Here is a 19,285-nt window from a genome sequence, read left to right on the forward strand (position 1 = left end):
GGAATTAGGCTGAAATTAAGCCTGAATACCGGTGATTTTGATCTCGGTGTACCACTGGCGGTGGCCCATACGCTTCATGTGGTGCTTACGACGACGGAACTTGATGATGCGGACTTTATCGTGACGACCTTGGGAGATCACTTCAGCCACAACGGTAGCGCCAGCAACAACTGGAGCGCCGATGTTCACGTCATCGCCATTGGCGACCAACAGAACGCGATCAAAAGTAACGGATTCGCCGGTAGCGATTTCCAGTTTTTCGATCTTCAGGTATTCACCTGGGGCGACCTTGTATTGCTTGCCACCAGTAACAATTACTGCGTACGACATGGTATTTCTCCGATAATCCTGCTCACCCAGCTCTTTATAAGAAGAGGTATTGGCTGGCATGGCTGCATAGGGCTGGAAGGCCGGTTTGCAATTGCGTAAGGCAGGTGCTGCCCAGGAAGTTCAGGGTGCGCGATTGTACGCAAGCTGCCGGAGTGATGCAAGAGGCCGTCCATCGCGCCTTGACACTCGCCGACGTGGGTCCTAGCATGCCGCGCAACCCTTCTGGAGCAACTGTCGCTGATGCAACCCCAAGCTTTCTACCGCGCGGTGGCGGACGATTTTAGCGCCGTCGACGGCATCATCAAGAAGCAGCTGACTTCCCGAGTGCCGCTGGTATCGAAAATCGGCGATTACATTACCTCGGCTGGCGGCAAACGCCTGCGTCCTTTATTAGTGTTGCTGTGTGGCAAGGCGCTGGGCCGCGAAGGCGACGACCTGCGTCTGCTGGCCGCGACCATCGAGTTCCTGCACACCGCCACCCTGCTGCACGACGACGTGGTCGACATGTCCGGCATGCGCCGTGGCCGCTCGACCGCCAACGCCATGTGGGGCAACGCACCCAGCGTGCTGGTCGGCGACTTTCTGTATTCGCGCTCCTTCGAAATGATGGTCGAGCTGGGCTCCATGCCGGTGATGAAGATCCTTTCGCAAGCGACCCGCATCATTGCCGAAGGCGAAGTGTTGCAGCTGTCGAAGGTCCGTGACGCCAGCACCACCGAAGAAACCTACATGGAAGTCATCCGCGGCAAGACCGCGATGCTCTTCGAGGCGTCGACCCACAGTGCTGCCGCACTCTGCGAAGCCACAGCTGAGCAGGCCGAAGCCCTGCGCACCTTTGGCGACCACCTGGGCGTGGCCTTCCAACTGGTCGACGACCTCCTGGATTACAAAGGCGACGCGGAAACCCTGGGCAAGAACGTCGGCGACGACCTGGCCGAAGGCAAGCCGACCCTGCCGTTGATCTACACCATGCGCGAAGGCACGCCGGAACAGGCAGCCCTGGTGCGCAAGGCGATCCAGAAAGGCGGCATCGAGGATCTGGAAAGCATTCGCGAAGCGGTAGAAGCCTCCGGCTCGCTGGAATACACCGCGAAACTGGCCCGTGATTACGTGGCCCGTGCGATCAAATGCCTCGACGCACTGCCTGCCAGTGAATATCGCGACGCATTGGTTGAGTTGAGTGAGTTTGCGGTAGCCCGCACGCACTAACTGCACCGTAATACCCTGTGGGAGTGAGCCTGCTCGCTCCCACAGTTTTCGGCGTCGCCCCCTCCCAGCTAAAACCCTATATAATGTGCGCTTTTTAGCGATCCTGAATCCAAGGAGCTTTAGTGAGCACGTTGCCACCCTGCCCAAAATGCAATTCCGAATACACCTATGAAGACGGCGCACAGCTGATCTGCCCCGAGTGCGCGCACGAATGGTCCGCCAGCGGCGAAGCCGATGTGGCGTCCGATGACGCCGTGAAAAAGGATTCGGTCGGCAATGTCCTGCAGGACGGCGATACCATCACCGTGATCAAGGACCTCAAGGTCAAGGGCACGTCGCTGGTGGTCAAGGTCGGCACCAAGGTCAAGAACATCCGCCTGTGCGATGGCGACCACGACATCGACTGCAAGATCGACGGCATCGGCCCGATGAAGCTCAAATCCGAGTTCGTCAGAAAAGTCTGAATCCGCTGTATTCCATCCCGCGCCACGCGTGGGATGGTGCTTCGCCCTCCCCCGCTTCAACCCGCCTGCCCGCGCAATAGCTAAACGCCAGCCGATTTGACCTTACGCAACCTTTACCCGGAAAGAAGCACAAACTGCCAATAGGCCCTTGCTATTTGATGAATAAGAATTATTCTCATTGAAACCCAAATCAATGGAGATGAGACATGACTTATTTGATCGATGCCTGGCTGGATCGACCACACCCTTACCTCAGGATCCTGCATCGGGAAACCGGGGAAGTCTGTGCCGTGCTTGAAGAAGAAGCCTTGAGCGAGTTGCAGGATCAGGGGGATCTGGACGTCAACGGACTAAGCTCCAGCGAGCCAGTGGTGCTGAAGGAACTGGTGCGTAATCTGTTTCTGTTCTGTTATGCCCGGGCGTTGCGCCCATCGAATGAACTGCACCACAAGATCGAAATATGAAAATCACCGCAAAAAAATGTGGGAGCGAGCTTGCTCGCGATGACTGACTAACATCCAACATCTCTGTCGACTGTTACGCCGCTATCGCGAGCAAGCTCGCTCCCACAGAGGTCTTACAGAACGTCGAGCAGTTCGACGTCGAACACCAGTACGCTGTGCGGCGGAATGCTGCCAACGCCTTGAGCGCCGTAAGCCAGTTCGCTCGGCACGTACAGACGCCATTTGCTGCCGGCATTCATCAGTTGCAGGGCTTCGGTCCAGCCAGCGATCACGCCGCCAACCGGGAATTCTGCAGGCTGGCCGCGCTCGTAGGAGCTGTCGAACACCGTGCCGTCGATCAGGGTGCCGTGGTAGTGGGTACGCACCTGATCTTCACGGGTCGGCTTCGCGCCTTCACCAGCAGTCAGCACTTCGAATTGCAGGCCGGAAGCCAGGGTGGTGATGCCTTCACGCTTGGCGTTTTCAGCCAGGAAAGCCAGGCCTTCGCCAGCAGCCGCTTCAGCCTTGGCAGCCGCTTCGGCTTGCATGATTTCACGGATCACCTTGAAGCTGGCGGACATTTCTTCCTGGCCAACACGGCTTTCCTTACCGGCGAAGGCATCGGTCAGACCCGCCAGGATCGCGTCCAGGCTAACGCCCGGTGGCGGGTTGTCGCGCAGTTGGTCGCCCAGCTGACGGCCAATACCGTAGCTGACGCGGGTTTCGTCGGTGGACAGATTTACTTCGGACATGACACTGCTCCGCTGTGCGGACGGCCCGGGAACTTGCCGTGTGTGCACAGCGCGTCCCGGAGCGCCCGGAACCAAAAGGGCCAGCAGACTAGCACAGATGGCATCGTCCTGATGAGGGCTGTCAGTGATGCCAGGAAGAGCGGAAGGCAATCGGCACCTTCAGACTTTCCCCCACGCTGGCACCCAGCCCGCACATTTCATCATGAACCGAGGCGTGAACCAGATTGAAGGGTAAGGTCGGGAATTTATGCAGCACCTGACGAGCATGCTCGACCGAGCGCAGGTGGAACATATGGTCGTGGGCATCGCTCAAGGGATACGCGGCACCGTGCATGCGCGCTTCCAGCAGATAGATCCCGCCTTCCATGGAGATCAGGTTCAACTCATCGACTTTCCCTGCGAGGGCATATGCGCGTAGTTCAACAAGGTTCATGAAGGCACCTCATACAATGGCGAGCCAAGACTACTTACAGGGATAGGCCCCGGCGCATCAAAGTACAAGCCAGCAACGGCACCGCCCGTCCGGTTCGACCATCTCTCCTTGCGGGAGCGTGGCTTGCCCGCGATGGCATCAGCGCGGTTTAGCGCCAGACCGAGATGATGCCATCGCGGGCAAGCCACGCTCCCACAGGGGTTTTGGGCGAATCAGTGCTTGGTCAGCTTGTCCAGATAACCCATGGCGAAGGCCGACACGACGAATGTCATGTGGATGATCACGTACCACTTCAAATGCTCGGGATCGACGTTCTTGGCGTCCATGAAGATCCGCAGAAGGTGGATAGAGGAAATCGCCACGATGGAAGCGGCCACTTTCATCTTCAGGGAAGAAGAATCCATGGTGCCCAGCCAGTTGAGCTTTTCCTTATGGTCATCGATGTCCAGTTCAGAGACGAAGTTCTCATAACCTGAAATCATCACCATCACCAGCAAACCGCCCACCAGCGCCATGTCGATCAGCGACAGCAGCACCAGGATCAAGTCCGATTCCGCCATCGAAAACACGTTGGGGATAACATGGAAAACTTCCTGGAAGAACTTCAGCGCCAGCGCCAGCAGCCCAAGCGACAACCCGAAGTAGATCGGCGCCAGCAGCCAGCGGGAGGCGTACATTGCATTTTCGATAAAGCGTTCCATTGAATCTCACACAGGGGTTGAAAATGGCCGCGAGTATACCAGCCACCCGTCGCTATCCAGAAGCTGCCAGGAACCATCGAGAAATCCGCCACCTGCGCCGTGTGTCACAAAGTTTTTCTGCTAGTGTCCAGACTATTGACCGCTCAGCGACATCGGACAGGAAGACTGGGAATGGATGTGCGATTGCCTTTAACGAGTGTCGGCATTTGCCTGACGTTGCTGATGAGCGGCTGCTCGCCCGGCGAGGACAAGCATCAGGTCAGCCTCGAGGAAAAAACCGCACAGTTCGAACAATCGCTGGATCAGATCCAGGACCCGAAACTCAAGGACGCCGTGTCCGAGCTCGGCGGCTCACTGCTGCTGCTCGAACGTGCGCAACTCAAGCTCGACAGCAAACCGGTGGAAACCGAATACGGCGAAGATGCCCTCGCCGTGCTCAAGCACTACCCAACGCCACAGGCCCTGGTAGACACCTACATCAATGGCCTGTTCGTGCTGCACAAGGATTCCAGCTCCGATTACCTGACCGACCTGCAACCGGTATTCCCGTTCAACTTCAATATTCCGGCGGCATTCCTGTTCCCCCATGGCCTGGAATGGCAATCGGTGACGCTGAGCAACAAACGGGTCATCCCCTTCCAACCCGAATGGTCGGAAACCGATCCCGGCATCCAGCTCAGCCCGTCGAGCTCCAACCTGACCAACCCCGACGACCTGACGGTGACCTACCCTTTCATCGACGGCCTGGATGTCGACAAGAAGAACCAACCGCAACCGGTGAGCCTGCAAGGCAAAGTCGAAGTGATCGCACCCCGCCGGCTCTACAGCGTTGTCCTGAGCAAAAAGGACGTCGGCCAGACCCGCACCAACGACAACCTCAGCGTCACCCTGTTGAAGCTCGGAAAGAACTACGCCGAAATCGAGTACAACAACAGCGTACCGGTGGCCCCCGAAGTCGGTGAAACACCGTTGAACCCACTGATCGTCCAGGCCAGGGACAGCACCGGGCAATTTCTCTCGCGCTCCGGATCGATCAACGAAACCCCCACGCAAATTGCCTTCTACCAAAAACAACTGGCGAAAATGCAGCAACAGAAAACCTGGAGCGAGGCGTTCGAAAAACAGCTCAATGACGAACAGCGTACGTTCGAGCAGCAGCAAGGCCAGCATTATTCCAAGGTGTACTTCAACGGGCCGATCGAGACCCTTGAAGTCAGCCTGTTGGATTTCTCGACCGCCACCGTCACACGCAAGGACTTGAACTTGCCGGTACGCCGCTTCGACCCACACACCACGGCAAAAACCGTGCAGCCGCTGAACTTGCCGGTGGTGGTGTATGACGATCAGGCGCCAAACTGGCTCAAGGGCGCGACACTGAGTGAGGAGCAGCTGAAAAAAAGCATCAACGTCAATCAGTCGGTGGACGACCCGAGTGCCGCGCGCATCGAATTCGATCACCCCAGAAGTTTCAACGACGAGTTGCTCGGCACGTCATTCAGCCCCGGCAATAGCCCGGTCAGTTTCTTTACCGCGGACAGCAGCGGTAAACGCGATGAGCCGATCGAACTGCCACCGGAGGCCTATCAGGTCGACCCTCTGCGCGGCACGATCACCTACGACCTGAACCTGTTTCCGCAAACGCCGGCGTTCGCCGTGGGCTCCATGCCCTTGTTCCTGGCCACGGTCGACAAGCAATCGCTCGACGCACAGAAATTGCCCAAGGGGCTTGAGCTCAAAGGCAATGCGCTGGTGGTGGATGCGAAACTGTTTCCTGCGCAGGACTGGCGATTTTTCGCCAGGGACGACAGCGGGAACTACCTGAAGGAGATTCTTGCGGTCACTCATGACGCTGGTGCCGATGGTCCGGCGTTATTTGACGTGCACTACTTCTATGGCCAGCCCACACGTCTGGAAACTTATCAGCGAACCGACCTCACCACTGTGCAATATGGTTTCGAGGTCAAACTGGCCAAGGCTGATCTGAGCCAGCTCGACCAATAACCCATCAGTGCTCGAAGCCACCCAGATTGCGGCAACGACCGCCGTTGATTTCCCGCAGCTGGGCTTGCAGGTGCAAACACCAGATTTGGGGATCATCGGCCAGTTCGTAGCCGTGCAGCGTCAGGCTTTCCACAATAGTGTCGAGGATGGATTCAGCCACGAAAGGGCCATGAAACGGGCCTTGTGCCTTGATGGCTGAAGGTTGCTCGCCAGCCATTCCGGCGGCGAAGAGCAAGGTCCACATGCCGGTATCTCCCGCCAAAGGGCGGATGGCACACTCGATACGGGTCACTAGGCCCAGGCATTGACGGGTAAGGCAGAGGTTGCGCGACATGGCGGCGACCCTCGGTAGATCCGGTATTCAGCCCCCGTGGGAAGGCTGTTTCGATCCTGTGATTGCTGTCGATATCCTTGAACCAGAGAATAGAAGAAAAGTCTGGCCAGCACGTCAGGCGAGACCAGAAGGCGCCGAATGGTCATAGTGTGAATATTGACGCCAGACTGATGGCACTTTTACTTGGATTCACGCAAAAAAATGTGGGAGCGAGCTTGCTCGCGATGAGGCACTAACATTCAACATCTCTGTTGTCTGAAAGTCCGCAATCGCGAGCAAGCTCGCTCCCACAGTGGATCGGGATGAGCCTCAGATTCGTTTGTCTCAGGCCGGCTTGGCCTCGACCAACGCTTCCTGCGCCGCTTCTTTCTCGGCTTCCTTGAGGTCTTCCTCGCTGATCATTTCCGCGATCACCCGCAGGCGCTCCACCACCCGCGCATTGACGCTGCCTTCAGGGAATTCGCCATTTTCATTCGGCGCCCCCGCCGGTTCGCCGACCAACAGGCTCAACGCTTCGTCCGCCTGACGCACCGCGTAAACATGGAACTGCCCCGCACGCACGGCAGCCAGCACCTTCTCGTCGAGCATCAAGGTAGCAACGTTCGCCTGCGGAATGATCGCACCTTGTTTGCCGGTCAGTCCGCGCGCTTCGCAGAGGCGGAAGAAGCCTTCGATCTTCTCGTTGACCCCGCCCACGGCCTGCACTTCACCGAACTGGTTGATCGAACCGGTGATCGCAAAGCATTGCTTGAGCGGTGTTTTCGACAAGGCCGAAATCAGCGTACAGGCTTCGCCCAGCGACGCACTGTCGCCATCGACATAACCGTAGGATTGCTCCAGGGCGATGCTCGCGGAAATCGCCAGCGGGAATTCCTGGGCGTAACGACTGCCCAGATACCCGGTGAGGATCATCACGCCTTTGGAGTGAATCGGCTGCCCGAGGTTGACCTCACGCTCGATGTCGACAATGCCGCTGCCGCCCGGATACACCGTGGCGGAAATCCGCGCTGGTACACCGAAGGCCGAGTCGCCGACTTCCAGCACTGTCAGGCCGTTGCACTTGCCGACGGCGGCGCCATCGGTGTCGATCAGGATGATCCCGGCCAGCATGTCATCAAGAATCCGCGCCGAGACGCGCCCGGTACGGGTGGCCTTGGCCTTGAGCGCACGCTCGATGTGCCCGGCGTCGGTCATTTCATCGCCCGCCAGGTGGCGAATGAAATCCGCCTCGCTGACCAGTTGGAACAGATCGCCGATGCGCGCCGACAAACGCCCCTGGTGTTCAGCCAGACGCGCGCTGTAAGTCGCCAGACGTGCGACGGCATCCGCCGTCAGCGGCGCCATGCCTTCTTCGGAGGTGCGGGTTTTGAGCAACTGGGCGAACTGCTCCAGGCTCTCGTCGACCATCGGGATGTCTTCATCGAAGTCCACCAGGACGCGGAACATCTCCTGGAAGTCCGGATCAAGGTCTTGCAGCGTGTAATACAGCTGACGGGCACCGATGATGATGACTTTGACCGCCAGCGGAATGTGTTGCGGCGTCAGGGTGACAGTGGCCAGTCGCCCCAGTTCACCCAACGGCGATTCCATTTTCAGCTTGCGCGATTGCAGGGCGCGCTTGAGCGCATCCCAGACGAACGGCTCGCTGAGCATTTTTTCCGCTTCAAGAATCAGGAAGCCGCCGTTCGCCCGGTGCAAGGCACCCGGTCGCAGTTGTCGGTAGGTCGTGTACAGCGCACCCTGATCGGTGCTGTATTCAATCCGGCCGAACAGGTTTTCGTAAGTCGGGTGCGGCTCGAACACCACCGGCGCACCGCCGCTGGCCGAATGCCCGACCACCAGGCTCGGCGCGTATTGCTCTTCCAGCAGCTTGCGGGCAATGGCGTCGGTCTTGCTGTCGTCCACCAGTTGCTCGACCACCGTCTTCAGCAGGTAAACCTGCATCGCTTGCAGGTAACCGCATACAGCCGCGTTCTCGGCGTACTTCTCCGACAACGGCGACAACAGCGGCTGCAAGGCCAGGGTAATGGTCTCTTCGTTGAGGTGGCGCAGTTGATTGCTCGACTCACGCTTCCATTGCGGCAGGCTGGCGAGCTCCTCATTCAGACGCTCTTCCAGGCCGGAAATATCATCGTGAAAACGCTCGCGATCAGCTTCCGGCAATTGGGCGAACTCCGCTTCGTCCAGCGCCTTGCCTTCACTCATCGGGGTAAACGCGATGTTGCTGGCGTCGCGATACAGCGCGACTTCTTTCTCCAGGGCCAGGCGCTCGATGACGTCCAGCGCCTTGTCGTAACGCTGGTTGAAGGCGCGGTCGATGGCGCTTTTCTTTTGCTGGTAGGACGGGTGTTCAAACACCGCAGGAAAGGTCGCCAGCAGGTTATCGATCAAGCCGTTGATGTCGCCGATGAAGGCACCGGCGGTGCCCGACGGCAATTCCAGGGCGCGGGGCTCGCGCGGCTCATCGAAATTGTTGACGTAGACCCAGTCCGCCGGGGCCTGCTGGCGTTTGGCTTCGGCCTTCAGGTAGCGTTTGACGAACGAAAACCGGCCGGTGCCGGGTTCCCCCATGACGAACACGTTGTAACCGGGGCGTGGCATGGCCACACCGAACTGCAAGGCTTCGACCGCACGTTCCTGGCCAAGCACACCGCGGAAGGGCTCCAGATCATTGGTGGTAGAGAAGCTGAACTGTTCAGCGGAAAACGGACGGGTCAGCGCTTCAGGCGCTAGACGCAAGCTGGCAGCAACAGGATCAGGCATCGGGCTTCCTTACATCAGGCGGGGCAGATAGCGGCATTCTGGCGCTGCCCATACCCCACTTGCAAGGCGCGCCTCCAGCCAAAGCATAGACAAACTGCCATCCTCAGGCAGGCCGGGGCTAAATCACTGATTTCGGCGAATGTTTTGCAAAAAATCACGGAACCCCGTGATCGTGCCTAAACTCCAAACTGCGCGGCTGGACTAATAACCGGCCCAACTGGCGCCGACACGGGCCAGAACCCCTTGTCCATTGGTATGCACACTAAGAGAACATAGCTATGAAACGGATTCTTCTCGGTACTCTCTTCACCGTTGTATCCCTCAACGCCATGGCGCAAGCCCCAGGCGGGCCGGATTGCGGTTGGGGCAACATGCTGTTCGAAGGTCAGCGTGGCACCCCGGCTCACTTCCTGGCCTCCACCACCAACGGCACCTCCGGCAACGCAACCTTCGGTATGACCTCCGGCACCAACGGCTGCGCAACGAATGCGTCGCTGACCTACGGCGGCAAATCCTGGTTTGCCATGAATGGCATGATGAACGAGCTGTCCGAAGACATGGCCAAAGGTCAGGGCGAAGCGCTGACCACTTACGCCGTGGTCCTGGGCGTGGCGCCGGAAGACCGTGCGCATTTCGCCGCCGTGACTCACGAGCACTTCCAGCAAATCTTCAGCAAGGCTGACGTGACCGCTGAAGACGTGCATACCAACACCCTGGCCGTTCTGAAGAGCGATCCGCGTCTGGCCAAGTACGCCACTCAAGCTTAAGCTCGAACCGCCCGCTCCTTTCGGGGAGCGGATTTATTTTTTTGACCCGCCCCTCCTTGGGTCTTTGTTTTTTTCGACTTAAGTTGCCCACTATGCTCAAACGCCTTGCCTGGCTGGCGCTCTGTGTCTGCGCCCCGCTGGCCGCCGCGCCGCACATCGAACCTCAACGTTTGCAGCAACTGGCCAATGACCCCTTCTGGATTTCCCTGGGCCACTATGAAACCGCCAAGCTCGGCGGCTGGCGCAGCTATGTCAGCGACAAGAAATTCTTCCTCGCGCCCGACGGCAACGAACACCCCGACCATGAACTGGCCGCCACCGTGCAAGCGTTGTACGCCCCGGCCAGCGCCGGCGAACACCACGCCCAATGCGTCTATCCGGCCCGTACCCGCTGGCTGAAAGCACAGCTCAACCTGACCGATCTGCCGACACTGGACTGCCGCGAATTCAAGCAATGGTTCAAGGACGTCTCGCCCCACAGTGCGGTGATGATTTTCCCGGCAGCGTATTTGAACAGTCCGTCATCAATGTTTGGCCACACGTTGCTGCGCATCGACCAGGCTGATGTACAGAGCGACCACACGGCCCTGCTCAGTTATGCGATCAACTTCGGCGCCTACATCGAAGGTTCGGACAACAGCATCCTCTATGCCTGGAAAGGCTTGATGGGCGGTTATCCGGGGCTGTTCGCGCTGGTGCCCTATCAGGAAAAACTCTCGGAATACCGCAGCCTCGAGAACCGTGACTTGTGGGAATACCGGCTGAACCTGACCCAGGAAGAAACCGCACGCATGGTCGAGCATGTCTGGGAGCTGAAACAGATCAAGTTCGACTATTTTTTCTTCGACGAAAACTGCTCCTACCGCCTGCTGGAATTGCTGCAAGTGGCACGGCCGAGCCTGCGCCTGACCGAGCAATTCCCGCTGACTGCGATTCCGACCGACACCGTCAAAGCCGTGAAAGAGGCCGGTCTGGTGGAATCCATTCAATACCGCCCGTCCCGCGAACGTGAGTTGTTAAGTCGTGCCGAACCGCTGAACCCTGAAGAACAGCAATGGGTGCTCAAAGTCAGCGCCGATCAGAAACAGTTGCAGGCGCCCGCGTTCAAGGCGCAACCCAAGGCTCGCCAGGCGCTGATCATCGATGCGGCCTATCGTCTTGAACGCTACCGCGCCAATGGTCAGGAGCGCGACCCGGCGCGGGCTCAGCGCAGTTTCGAACTGCTGCGGGCGATCAACCAGAACCCGGCGCCGGAACTGGATATCCCACAACCCGGCCTGCCCGAGGATGGCCATGAATCGCGTACCTGGCAGGCCGGCATCGGCACCCGCGGTGACAAGGCGTTTGGCGAATACGGCTTGCGCATGGCCTATCACGATCTCAACGACAACGCCGAGAGCTTCCCGCTCGGCGCCCAGATTGAAATCCTGCAAATGAAACTGCGCCAGTACGAAGGCAATCACTGGCAGTTTCAGCAGCTGGATCTGGCGACAATTCGCTCCCTGACCCCGCGCAACGAGCTGCTGCAGCCGCTGTCGTGGCAGGTAACGGGCGGCCTGGAGCGGGTGCCGGGCAAGCATGACGACGAAACCCTGGTCAGCCACGTCAATGGCGGTGGCGGCGGTACCTGGCAATTGGGCGAGGACATGCTCGGTTTTGCACTGGGCACGGTGCGCATCGAACACAACAATGACTTCGCCGAATTCATCGCCCCCGCGGCGGGCTTCAACACTGGCGTACTGTGGAAAAACCCACTGGGCAACTTCAGCCTGGAGACCAGGGGCGATTTCTTCACCAATGGCGAAGTGCGCCGCAACATCAGCCTGAATCAGCAGTGGGAACTGTCGCGCAACCTCGGCCTGCGCCTGAGCGCCCAGCGCGACTTCAGCCACCTCGCCACACCCGAGAACGAAGTGATGCTTGAAGTAAAGTGGTATCACTACTGACTAAAATCCACCGCCCCCCCCTGTAGGCGTGAGCCTGCTCGCGATAGAGGACTGTCATTCAGCATTGATGTCGACTGTCACACCGCTATCGCGAGCAGGCTCACTCCTACACGGGGATTGGCGTTATCCGACAGATTCATCACAGGCCTTTCACACACGCCTCACGAATCCACTTCTAGACTTCCCTTATAGGCCGTTGCACGGCCCGGGAGTTTGAGATGTGGCGCTGCGTTGCAGTCATAGGTGTGTTGATATTGATCGCAGGTTGCCAGACAACCCACGAAGAGTTGATCTCCAAAGGTTATCCACCGGCTTTCGCCGACGGCTTCGATGACGGTTGCAGCAGTGGACGGCAAGCCGCCGGGGCGATCAGTGGCGAATTTCGCAAAAACGTTCCGCGTTATCTCAAGGACAAGCAGTACGCCGAAGGCTGGAGCGATGGCTTTCGTCAGTGTCAGGCCATGCTCGAGAACCAGAACCGCGATGACTATCGCAGCCACCATTGGGACGACCGGGACAAAGCCTGGCAGCAACAGAAAGACCAGGACGCTGCACGTGCCTATCACTCGCCATGAGTCGCTTACAGACATCCGCCGAAACTAAAGGCCTGCAACCATGGCCCAAACCCTATAACGGGAGAAGACCATGAGCCGGGCATTCGTCAACGAAGATAACGCCGCCGAGCAAGCCGATCAGCCGGTCGAACGGCAGGTCAGCACACAACCCAATTACGTCACACCCACAGGACTTGCGCAGTTGCAGGCGAAAGTCGCCGAGGTGCAAAACCTGATCAATGAACAGAGCGCGAAAGGTGAACTGGCCGACAAACAGCGCCAGGCCGACCTTGAGCGTGACTGGCGGTATTTCAACCAGCGACTGCAAAGCGCTCAACTGGTCGTGACTGCTTCCTCGACCGACAAGGTACAGATTGGCGCCTGGGTGACCTTTGCCGATGAACAGGGCAGCGAACAACGTGTGCAGTTGGTGGGTGAGGATCAGGCGGATGCCGCCAGCGGATTAATCAATTGGGGCTCGCCGTTGGGGCGGGCGTTGTTGGGCGCGCGGGTGGGGGATGAGGTGGTTTGGAAACGGCCGGTGGGGGATTTGGTGATTGAGGTGTTGAGCATAGATATTGAGTGACCATCAGGCCGCCTTCGCGACTGGGTCTATCTGAACGCCCATAAAAAAACGGAGCCCCGGAGGCTCCGTTTTTTATGCAACCGACCCGATATCAGGCCAGTTTCTTGTGCCGTACACGATGCGGCTGGGTAGCCGCTTCGCCGAGACGCTTGCGGCGGTCGGCTTCGTATTCGGTGTAGTTACCTTCGAAGAACACCGCTTGCGAATCGTCTTCGTACGCCAGGATGTGGGTCGCGACACGGTCAAGGAACCACCGATCGTGAGAGATCACAATGGCGGCGCCCGGGAAGTCCAGCAGGGCTTCTTCCAGGGAACGCAGGGTTTCAACGTCGAGGTCGTTGGACGGTTCGTCGAGCAGCAGGACGTTGCCGCCCTCTTTCAGGGTCAGGGCCAGGTGCAAGCGACCCCGCTCACCGCCGGACAGGTCCTTGACGAACTTCTGCTGATCGCCGCCCTTGAAGTTGAAGCGACCGACGTAGGTACGCGACGGGATCTCGTAGTTGCCGATGCGGATCTGGTCCGAACCGTCGGAGATCTGCTGGAACACGGTCTTGCTGCCGTCCAGGTCTTCGCGGCTCTGATCGACACACGCCAGTTGCACGGTTTCGCCGACTTCGATGCTGCCCGAATCCGGTTGTTCCTTGCCCATCAGCATGCGGAACAGGGTCGATTTACCGGCACCGTTACCGCCGATCACGCCCACGATGGCGCCTTTAGGCATGGAGAACGACAGGTTGTCGATCAACACGCGATCGCCGTAACCCTTGGAGACGTTCTTGAACTCGATGACCTTGTCGCCCAGGCGCGGACCGGCCGGGATGTAGATCTCGTTGGTTTCGCTGCGCTTCTGGAATTCCTGCGATTGCATTTCTTCGAAGCGTTGCAGACGAGCCTTGGATTTGGACTGGCGGGCCTTGGCGCCTTTGCGCACCCACTCCAGTTCTTCCTTCATGGCTTTTTCGTGAGCCGATTGCTGCTTGGATTCAGCGGCCAGACGATCGGACTTGGCTTCGAGCCAACCCGAATAGTTGCCCTCGTACGGAATACCGGCGCCGCGGTCGAGTTCCAGAATCCAGCCGGCAACGTTGTCCAGGAAGTAACGGTCGTGCGTGATCGCTACCACGGTGCCCGGGAAGTCGTGCAGGAAGTGCTCCAGCCAGGCGACGGAATCGGCGTCCAGGTGGTTGGTCGGTTCGTCGAGCAGCAGCATGTCGGGGGCGGACAGCAGCAGGCGGCACAGGGCCACACGACGCTTTTCACCACCGGACAGGAATTCGACCTTGGCATCCCACGCCGGCAGGCGCAGCGCATCGGCGGCGACTTCCAGTTGGCGATCCAGGTTGTGACCGTCGCTGGCTTGCAGGATAGCTTCGAGCTTGGCCTGTTCTGCCGCCAGTTTGTCGAAGTCGGCATCTTCTTCAGCGTAAGCCGCGTAGACCTCGTCCAGGCGCGCCTGGGCGTTCTTGATCACGCTGACCGCTTCCTCGACCACTTCACGCACGGTCTTGGTCGGGTCCAGGATCGGTTCCTGTGGCAGGTAGCCGATGTTCAGCTCCTGCATCGGACGGGCTTCGCCCTCGAACTCGGTGTCGACGCCGGCCATGATTTTCAGCAGCGTGGACTTACCCGAACCGTTGAGGCCGAGTACGCCGATCTTGGCGCCGGGGAAGAACGACAGAGAAATGTTTTTCAGGATTTCCCGCTTCGGCGGAACAACTTTGCCCAGCCGATGCATGGTGAAGACGTATTGAGCCATGGAGAACCTTGGGTCAGTGACAGATGAATGATTGCAGCGCAGGCGAAGCCCGGCCAGACCGTGCGCGTCGTTCGATTGATGGGGGTCAATGCGTGCGCGCTGAAAAAGTCTGAGTTTAGGAGCTGGAACGCTCCCGCGTAACCGGCAAAGCTACCTGAATGACGGAAGGCAGTCCAGCCGACAGGGGCTGGCACTTAGCCACAACTCAAGGCATGCTAGCCGCCCTTCGGGCGTCAGGCTTATAGTGCACGTCGCGCCAGTCCAGTCAAACCGCAGGATTCCAGTTTGCCTAATGCCACCCCGCCAGTTCCCGTGAGCGCCCCCAGTCCTGCGACCGGCTCGCCCCTGCGCGGAACCTTGAAAGGCGCACTGGCCACCCTCGTCCTGTTACTGCTCGCGCTGCTGTTCTGGCAGTTGCTGGATCAACTTCGCGAAACCCAGAAACACCAGCGCCAATACACCATCGATTACACCGCCGACCTGGCCGCGCAAATCAGCCTGAACATGGCGCTCAACGCCCAGATCGCCCTTAACCTGCTACCGATCGTCGAGCAACCGCAAAGTGCCGACGAACAACAGGCGTTACTGCGCAAGCTGCAGCAGTCATTGCCCGAATTGCGCAGCCTGGCGTTGCTCAGTCCCTCCGGAAAGATTATCAGCGACAGTGCCACTGACAGTCAGGACGCCGACTACCTGAGTGAACTGGTGCGGCGCAGTCACGCCCAGGCGCACTATTTCAGTAATGCCGATGACGGCTCCATGGTGCATCTACTATTGCATCAGGCCAGCGGCAGCACGCGAGGCTATTGGGCCTTACGCCTGACACCGACCTTTTTCTCGGCCCTGACCAAACAAAACGAAGCCGGCATCCGCCCGCTGTGGCTGGTGGAGAACCGCGTCAATCGCCAGATCATCAGCCGCGATGATGCATTGCCGTCAAGCACGCCAACCGTGCTGACGCCAGATGAACTGGCCAGCAGTGTGCTGACCGTTCCCCTGAGCAGCAGCGACTGGCAGTTGCGTGGGTTGTTCGATCGGCAGCGGGTGCTCGAAGACCTGCTGCCGGCCTTCATCGGCAAATGCCTGCTGGGCCTGGCGCTCTCGTTACTGCCCTTCATTGCGTTGCTGAACATGCGCCGGCGTCAACGCCAGGTGCATGAAGGCCGTCGACGTTATCAGGACATTTTCGAAGGAACGGGAGTTGCCCTCTGTGTTCTCGATGTTTCCGGGCTCAAGAACGTTTTCGACAAGGCGCAGCTGAACAGCAGCGAACAATTGCAGGCCTGGCTTGATAATCCGGAACAACGACGGCAACTGCTGCAGGAGCTGCGCATCACCGAGGTCAACCTGGTTGCCCTGCAACTGCTCAACGTCAATTCCTGCGATCAAGCCTGGAACCTGCTGATCGACGGCAATCCGCTGGACGGCACCGCCATCGGCAATCAAGTGCTTGAAGCGGTGCTCAACCAGCAAAACCAGCTGGAGCTGGAAATCAAATTGCAGGGCGCCAATGAGCGTGATCAGCATTTGTGGCTGGTTCTGCGCCTGCCGGCCGATCAGGACGACTATAAAGCGGTGATCCTGAGCATCACCGACATCACCAGCCGCAAGCTGATCGAGCTGTCGCTGCTGGAACGTGAAGGGTTCTGGTCCGATGTGGTGCGCACCGTGCCGGATCACCTGTACGTGCAGGATGTGATCAGCCAGCGGATGATTTTCAGTAACCACCACCTGGGCCAGACCCTGGGTTACGACCGCACCGAACTGCATCAAATGGGTGAGTATTTCTGGGAAATCCTGCTGCACCCCGAAGACGCCGATTTCTACCACCGCTCCCGCCAGACCCAGCGCCAGGCGGGTTACAGTCAATTGATGCAGTGCCAGCTGCGCTTCCGTCATCGCGACGGCAAATGGCGGCGATTCGAGATTCGTGAACAGGCCCTGGCACGGGACAAGCACAATCAAGTCACGCGCATCATTGGCGTGGCCAAGGACATCACCGACCAGATCGAAGCCAGCGAATCGTTGCGCGACAGCGAGCAGCGTTACCGGATGCTCGCCGAAAGCATCAGCGACGTGATTTTCTCCACCGACAGCAAGCTGTCGCTCAACTACGTCAGCCCCTCGGTGCAAGCCGTGCTGGGTTATGACTCAGACTGGATCTTCCAGAACGGTTGGCAATCGATCGTCGCCAACCCGCAACAACTGACCGGCATCTTCACCCTGATGGACCGGGTCAGCAAAGCGCTGGATAAACCCGAGCAACTGGCGCTGTTGCGCAGCCAGGTGCAGACCCAACTGTTCCTGTTCGATTGCCTGCGGGCCGACGGTCGCAAGATTCCCATCGAGCTGCGGCTGGTGCTGGTCTGGGACGAACACGGTGCCTTCGAAGGCGTGCTCGGTGTCGGTCGCGACATCAGCCAGCAGCGCCGGGCCGAGAAAGACCTGCGCATGGCGGCCACGGTATTTGAGCACTCGACCTCGGCGATCCTGATCACCGACCCGGCCGGTTACATCGTTCAGGCCAACGAAGCGTTCAGTCGCGTCAGTGGTTACGCCGTGGAACAGGTGCTCGACCAGTTGCCGAACATCCTGACCGTCGACGAGCAGCAGGAAGCGCATCTGCGCTATGTGCTCAAGCAACTTCATCAAAACAGCACATGGGAAGGTGAAGTCTGGCTCAAGCGCCGTAGCGGCGAACACTACCCGGCCTGGGTCGGTATCACGGCGGTACTCGATGACGAAGGCGACCTGGCCAGTTACGTGTGCTTCTTCAGCGACATCAGCGAACGCAAGGCCAGTGAGCAGCGGATTCACCGCCTCGCCTACTACGACGCACTGACCCACCTGCCCAACCGCACGCTGTTCCAGGATCGCCTGCACACCGCGCTGCAATCGGCGGAACGACAGAAGTCGTGGGTGGTGCTGATGTTCCTCGACCTTGACCGTTTCAAACCGATCAACGACTCCCTCGGTCACGCCGCCGGCGACCGCATGCTCAAGGAAATGGCCACGCGCCTGCTCGGCTGCGTCGACGATGACGACACCGTGGCACGCATGGGCGGCGATGAATTCACCTTGCTGCTGCAGCCGAAGGTCAACCGTGAAGTCGCGCTGAACCGGGCGATCCACGTGGCAGAACAGATTCTCGCCAGCCTGGTAAAACCCTTTGTGCTCGAAGGGCGCGAGTTCTTCGTCACGGCCAGTATCGGCATCGCCCTGAGCCCGCAGGACGGCAACGAACTCAGTCAGCTGATGAAGAACGCCGACACGGCGATGTACCACGCCAAGGAACGCGGCAAGAATAATTTCCAGTTTTATCAGGCGGACATGAACGCCAGCGCCCTGGAACGTCTGGAGCTGGAAAGCGACTTGCGCCACGCGTTGGAACAGAACGAATTCGTGCTGTATTACCAACCGCAGTTCAGCGGCGATGGTAAACGCCTGACCGGTGCCGAAGCCTTGCTGCGCTGGCGTCACCCCCGTCGCGGGCTGGTGCCGCCGGGGGATTTCATTCCGGTGCTCGAAGAGCTCGGTCTGGTGGTGGATGTCGGCGACTGGGTGATCGCCGAAGCCTGCCGTCAGCTCAAGACCTGGCACCAGACCAAGGTCCGTGTGCCGAAGGTGTCGGTGAACATCTCGGCGCGGCAGTTCTCCGACGGCCAGCTGGGCACGCGGATCGCCACCATTCTCAGGGAAACCGGCCTGCCGCCAGCGTGCCTGGAGCTGGAACTGACCGAAAGTATCCTGATGCGCGAAGTCAGCGAAGCGATGCAGATACTCGCCGGGCTGAAGAACCTCGGCCTGAGCATTGCGGTCGACGACTTCGGCACCGGTTATTCATCGCTCAACTACCTCAAGCAATTCCCGATCGATGTGCTGAAAATCGACCGCACCTTCGTCGATGGGCTGCCGTCGGGCGAACAGGATGCACAGATTGCCCGAGCGATCATCGCCATGGCCCACAGCCTGAACCTGGCGGTGATCGCCGAAGGCGTGGAAACCCATGAGCAACTCGAATTCCTGCGTGAGCATGGGTGCGATGAGGTTCAGGGGTATCTGTTCGGACGACCGATGCCGGCCAATCGGTTTGAGGCGCAGTTCAGCAATGATGCGCTCTTCATGTTCGACTGAGATTTTGTGCGGCAGCGACCGGCCCTATCGCGAGCAAGTTCGCTCCCACAGGGTTTTGGGGTGTACACCCCCTTTGTGAACACCGCAGATCCACTGTCGGAGCGAGCTTGCT

16 protein-coding genes are annotated in these 19,285 nt (G+C 59.1%); 9 read left to right on the plus strand and 7 right to left on the minus strand.

Translation table 11 applies throughout. The annotated features are described in order from the left end of the window. Nucleotides 1-15: 15 nt before the first annotated feature. Nucleotides 16-330 carry a 50S ribosomal protein L21 gene (rplU, locus tag D882_RS0116150; RefSeq protein ID WP_003176051.1) on the minus strand — a complete coding sequence of 105 codons (315 nt, stop codon included), beginning with the start codon at nucleotides 328-330 and terminating at the stop codon, nucleotides 16-18. 240 nt (nucleotides 331-570) lie between these two features. On the opposite strand from rplU, the gene D882_RS0116155 reads away from it, so the two are divergent. The 3 genes from D882_RS0116155 to D882_RS0116165 all read left to right on the plus strand — a co-directional run bounded on the left by D882_RS0116155 (nucleotide 571) and on the right by D882_RS0116165 (nucleotide 2,467). After that, nucleotides 571-1,539 carry a polyprenyl synthetase family protein gene (locus D882_RS0116155; protein ID WP_027924201.1) on the plus strand — a complete coding sequence of 323 codons (969 nt, stop codon included), beginning with the start codon at nucleotides 571-573 and terminating at the stop codon, nucleotides 1,537-1,539. Between the two features lie 122 nt (nucleotides 1,540-1,661). Continuing rightward, a complete protein-coding gene (locus D882_RS0116160) occupies nucleotides 1,662-2,003 on the plus strand; it encodes a zinc ribbon domain-containing protein YjdM (RefSeq protein ID WP_027924202.1) in 342 nt (113 codons plus the stop codon). 206 nt (nucleotides 2,004-2,209) lie between these two features. Further along, nucleotides 2,210-2,467, plus strand: coding sequence for a hypothetical protein (locus tag D882_RS0116165; protein WP_027924203.1), 258 nt, complete (start codon nucleotides 2,210-2,212; stop codon nucleotides 2,465-2,467). 113 nt (nucleotides 2,468-2,580) lie between these two features. Here D882_RS0116165 and D882_RS0116170 read toward each other — a convergent pair whose 3' ends face one another. The 3 genes from D882_RS0116170 to D882_RS0116180 form a co-directional block, all read right to left on the minus strand. Further along, nucleotides 2,581-3,198 carry an FKBP-type peptidyl-prolyl cis-trans isomerase gene (locus D882_RS0116170; protein WP_027924204.1) on the minus strand — a complete coding sequence of 206 codons (618 nt, stop codon included), beginning with the start codon at nucleotides 3,196-3,198 and terminating at the stop codon, nucleotides 2,581-2,583. Between the two features lie 121 nt (nucleotides 3,199-3,319). Then, complete coding sequence (locus tag D882_RS0116175) at nucleotides 3,320-3,631, minus strand: DUF6482 family protein (RefSeq protein ID WP_027924205.1); 312 nt, start codon at nucleotides 3,629-3,631, stop codon at nucleotides 3,320-3,322. Between the two features lie 212 nt (nucleotides 3,632-3,843). Beyond that, nucleotides 3,844-4,332, minus strand: a complete 489-nt coding sequence (locus D882_RS0116180; protein WP_027924206.1) for a TIGR00645 family protein — start codon at nucleotides 4,330-4,332, stop codon at nucleotides 3,844-3,846. Between the two features lie 171 nt (nucleotides 4,333-4,503). Between D882_RS0116180 and D882_RS0116185 the strand changes: the two genes are divergently transcribed. Further along, entirely contained in the window at nucleotides 4,504-6,333 is a 1,830-nt protein-coding gene (locus D882_RS0116185; protein WP_027924207.1) for a hypothetical protein, read from the plus strand. A 4-nt stretch (nucleotides 6,334-6,337) separates the two neighbouring features. On the opposite strand, the gene D882_RS0116190 is transcribed toward D882_RS0116185, so the two are convergent. Next, a complete protein-coding gene (locus D882_RS0116190) occupies nucleotides 6,338-6,667 on the minus strand; it encodes a hypothetical protein (RefSeq protein ID WP_027924208.1) in 330 nt (109 codons plus the stop codon). A gap of 324 nt (nucleotides 6,668-6,991) precedes the next feature. After that, nucleotides 6,992-9,430 carry a Lon protease family protein gene (locus tag D882_RS0116195; RefSeq protein ID WP_027924209.1) on the minus strand — a complete coding sequence of 813 codons (2,439 nt, stop codon included), beginning with the start codon at nucleotides 9,428-9,430 and terminating at the stop codon, nucleotides 6,992-6,994. Between the two features lie 278 nt (nucleotides 9,431-9,708). Here D882_RS0116195 and D882_RS0116200 point away from each other — a divergent pair, with 278 nt between their 5' ends. From D882_RS0116200 to D882_RS0116215, 4 genes are all read left to right on the plus strand, one after another. After that, nucleotides 9,709-10,197, plus strand: a complete 489-nt coding sequence (locus D882_RS0116200) for a DUF3015 domain-containing protein (RefSeq protein ID WP_027924210.1) — start codon at nucleotides 9,709-9,711, stop codon at nucleotides 10,195-10,197. A gap of 92 nt (nucleotides 10,198-10,289) precedes the next feature. Next, nucleotides 10,290-12,143, plus strand: a complete 1,854-nt coding sequence (locus D882_RS0116205; protein WP_027924211.1) for a DUF4105 domain-containing protein — start codon at nucleotides 10,290-10,292, stop codon at nucleotides 12,141-12,143. A gap of 218 nt (nucleotides 12,144-12,361) precedes the next feature. Then, on the plus strand, nucleotides 12,362-12,718 hold the full coding sequence (locus tag D882_RS0116210; protein WP_027924212.1) for a hypothetical protein: 357 nt from the start codon (nucleotides 12,362-12,364) through the stop codon (nucleotides 12,716-12,718). Nucleotides 12,719-12,788: 70 nt separating this feature from the next. Further along, nucleotides 12,789-13,283, plus strand: coding sequence for a GreA/GreB family elongation factor (locus D882_RS0116215; protein ID WP_027924213.1), 495 nt, complete (start codon nucleotides 12,789-12,791; stop codon nucleotides 13,281-13,283). 91 nt (nucleotides 13,284-13,374) lie between these two features. On the opposite strand, the gene ettA is transcribed toward D882_RS0116215, so the two are convergent. Further along, nucleotides 13,375-15,039 (minus strand): energy-dependent translational throttle protein EttA, encoded by a 1,665-nt coding sequence (gene ettA / locus D882_RS0116220; protein WP_027924214.1) that lies wholly within the window; start codon nucleotides 15,037-15,039, stop codon nucleotides 13,375-13,377. A gap of 285 nt (nucleotides 15,040-15,324) precedes the next feature. Between ettA and D882_RS0116230 the strand changes: the two genes are divergently transcribed. Next, nucleotides 15,325-19,173, plus strand: coding sequence for a bifunctional diguanylate cyclase/phosphodiesterase (locus tag D882_RS0116230; RefSeq protein WP_027924215.1), 3,849 nt, complete (start codon nucleotides 15,325-15,327; stop codon nucleotides 19,171-19,173). Nucleotides 19,174-19,285: the final 112 nt, after the last annotated feature.

It is taken from the genome of Pseudomonas sp. URMO17WK12:I12 (assembly GCF_000514395.1).
Lineage (GTDB): Bacteria > Pseudomonadota > Gammaproteobacteria > Pseudomonadales > Pseudomonadaceae > Aquipseudomonas > Aquipseudomonas mucoides.

What these genes read in the sequence shown, in the direction of transcription:
- rplU (WP_003176051.1), bottom strand. Translation starts at nt 330, where the DNA reads ATGTCGTACGCAGTAATTGTTACTGGTGGCAAGCAATACAAGGTCGCC.
- D882_RS0116155 (WP_027924201.1), top strand. Translation starts at nt 571, where the DNA reads ATGCAACCCCAAGCTTTCTACCGCGCGGTGGCGGACGATTTTAGCGCC.
- D882_RS0116165 (WP_027924203.1), top strand. Translation starts at nt 2,210, where the DNA reads ATGACTTATTTGATCGATGCCTGGCTGGATCGACCACACCCTTACCTC.
- D882_RS0116170 (WP_027924204.1), bottom strand. Translation starts at nt 3,198, where the DNA reads ATGTCCGAAGTAAATCTGTCCACCGACGAAACCCGCGTCAGCTACGGT.
- D882_RS0116175 (WP_027924205.1), bottom strand. Translation starts at nt 3,631, where the DNA reads ATGAACCTTGTTGAACTACGCGCATATGCCCTCGCAGGGAAAGTCGAT.
- D882_RS0116180 (WP_027924206.1), bottom strand. Translation starts at nt 4,332, where the DNA reads ATGGAACGCTTTATCGAAAATGCAATGTACGCCTCCCGCTGGCTGCTG.
- D882_RS0116185 (WP_027924207.1), top strand. Translation starts at nt 4,504, where the DNA reads ATGGATGTGCGATTGCCTTTAACGAGTGTCGGCATTTGCCTGACGTTG.
- D882_RS0116190 (WP_027924208.1), bottom strand. Translation starts at nt 6,667, where the DNA reads ATGTCGCGCAACCTCTGCCTTACCCGTCAATGCCTGGGCCTAGTGACC.
- D882_RS0116195 (WP_027924209.1), bottom strand. Translation starts at nt 9,430, where the DNA reads ATGCCTGATCCTGTTGCTGCCAGCTTGCGTCTAGCGCCTGAAGCGCTG.
- D882_RS0116200 (WP_027924210.1), top strand. Translation starts at nt 9,709, where the DNA reads ATGAAACGGATTCTTCTCGGTACTCTCTTCACCGTTGTATCCCTCAAC.
- D882_RS0116205 (WP_027924211.1), top strand. Translation starts at nt 10,290, where the DNA reads ATGCTCAAACGCCTTGCCTGGCTGGCGCTCTGTGTCTGCGCCCCGCTG.
- D882_RS0116210 (WP_027924212.1), top strand. Translation starts at nt 12,362, where the DNA reads ATGTGGCGCTGCGTTGCAGTCATAGGTGTGTTGATATTGATCGCAGGT.
- D882_RS0116215 (WP_027924213.1), top strand. Translation starts at nt 12,789, where the DNA reads ATGAGCCGGGCATTCGTCAACGAAGATAACGCCGCCGAGCAAGCCGAT.
- ettA (WP_027924214.1), bottom strand. Translation starts at nt 15,039, where the DNA reads ATGGCTCAATACGTCTTCACCATGCATCGGCTGGGCAAAGTTGTTCCG.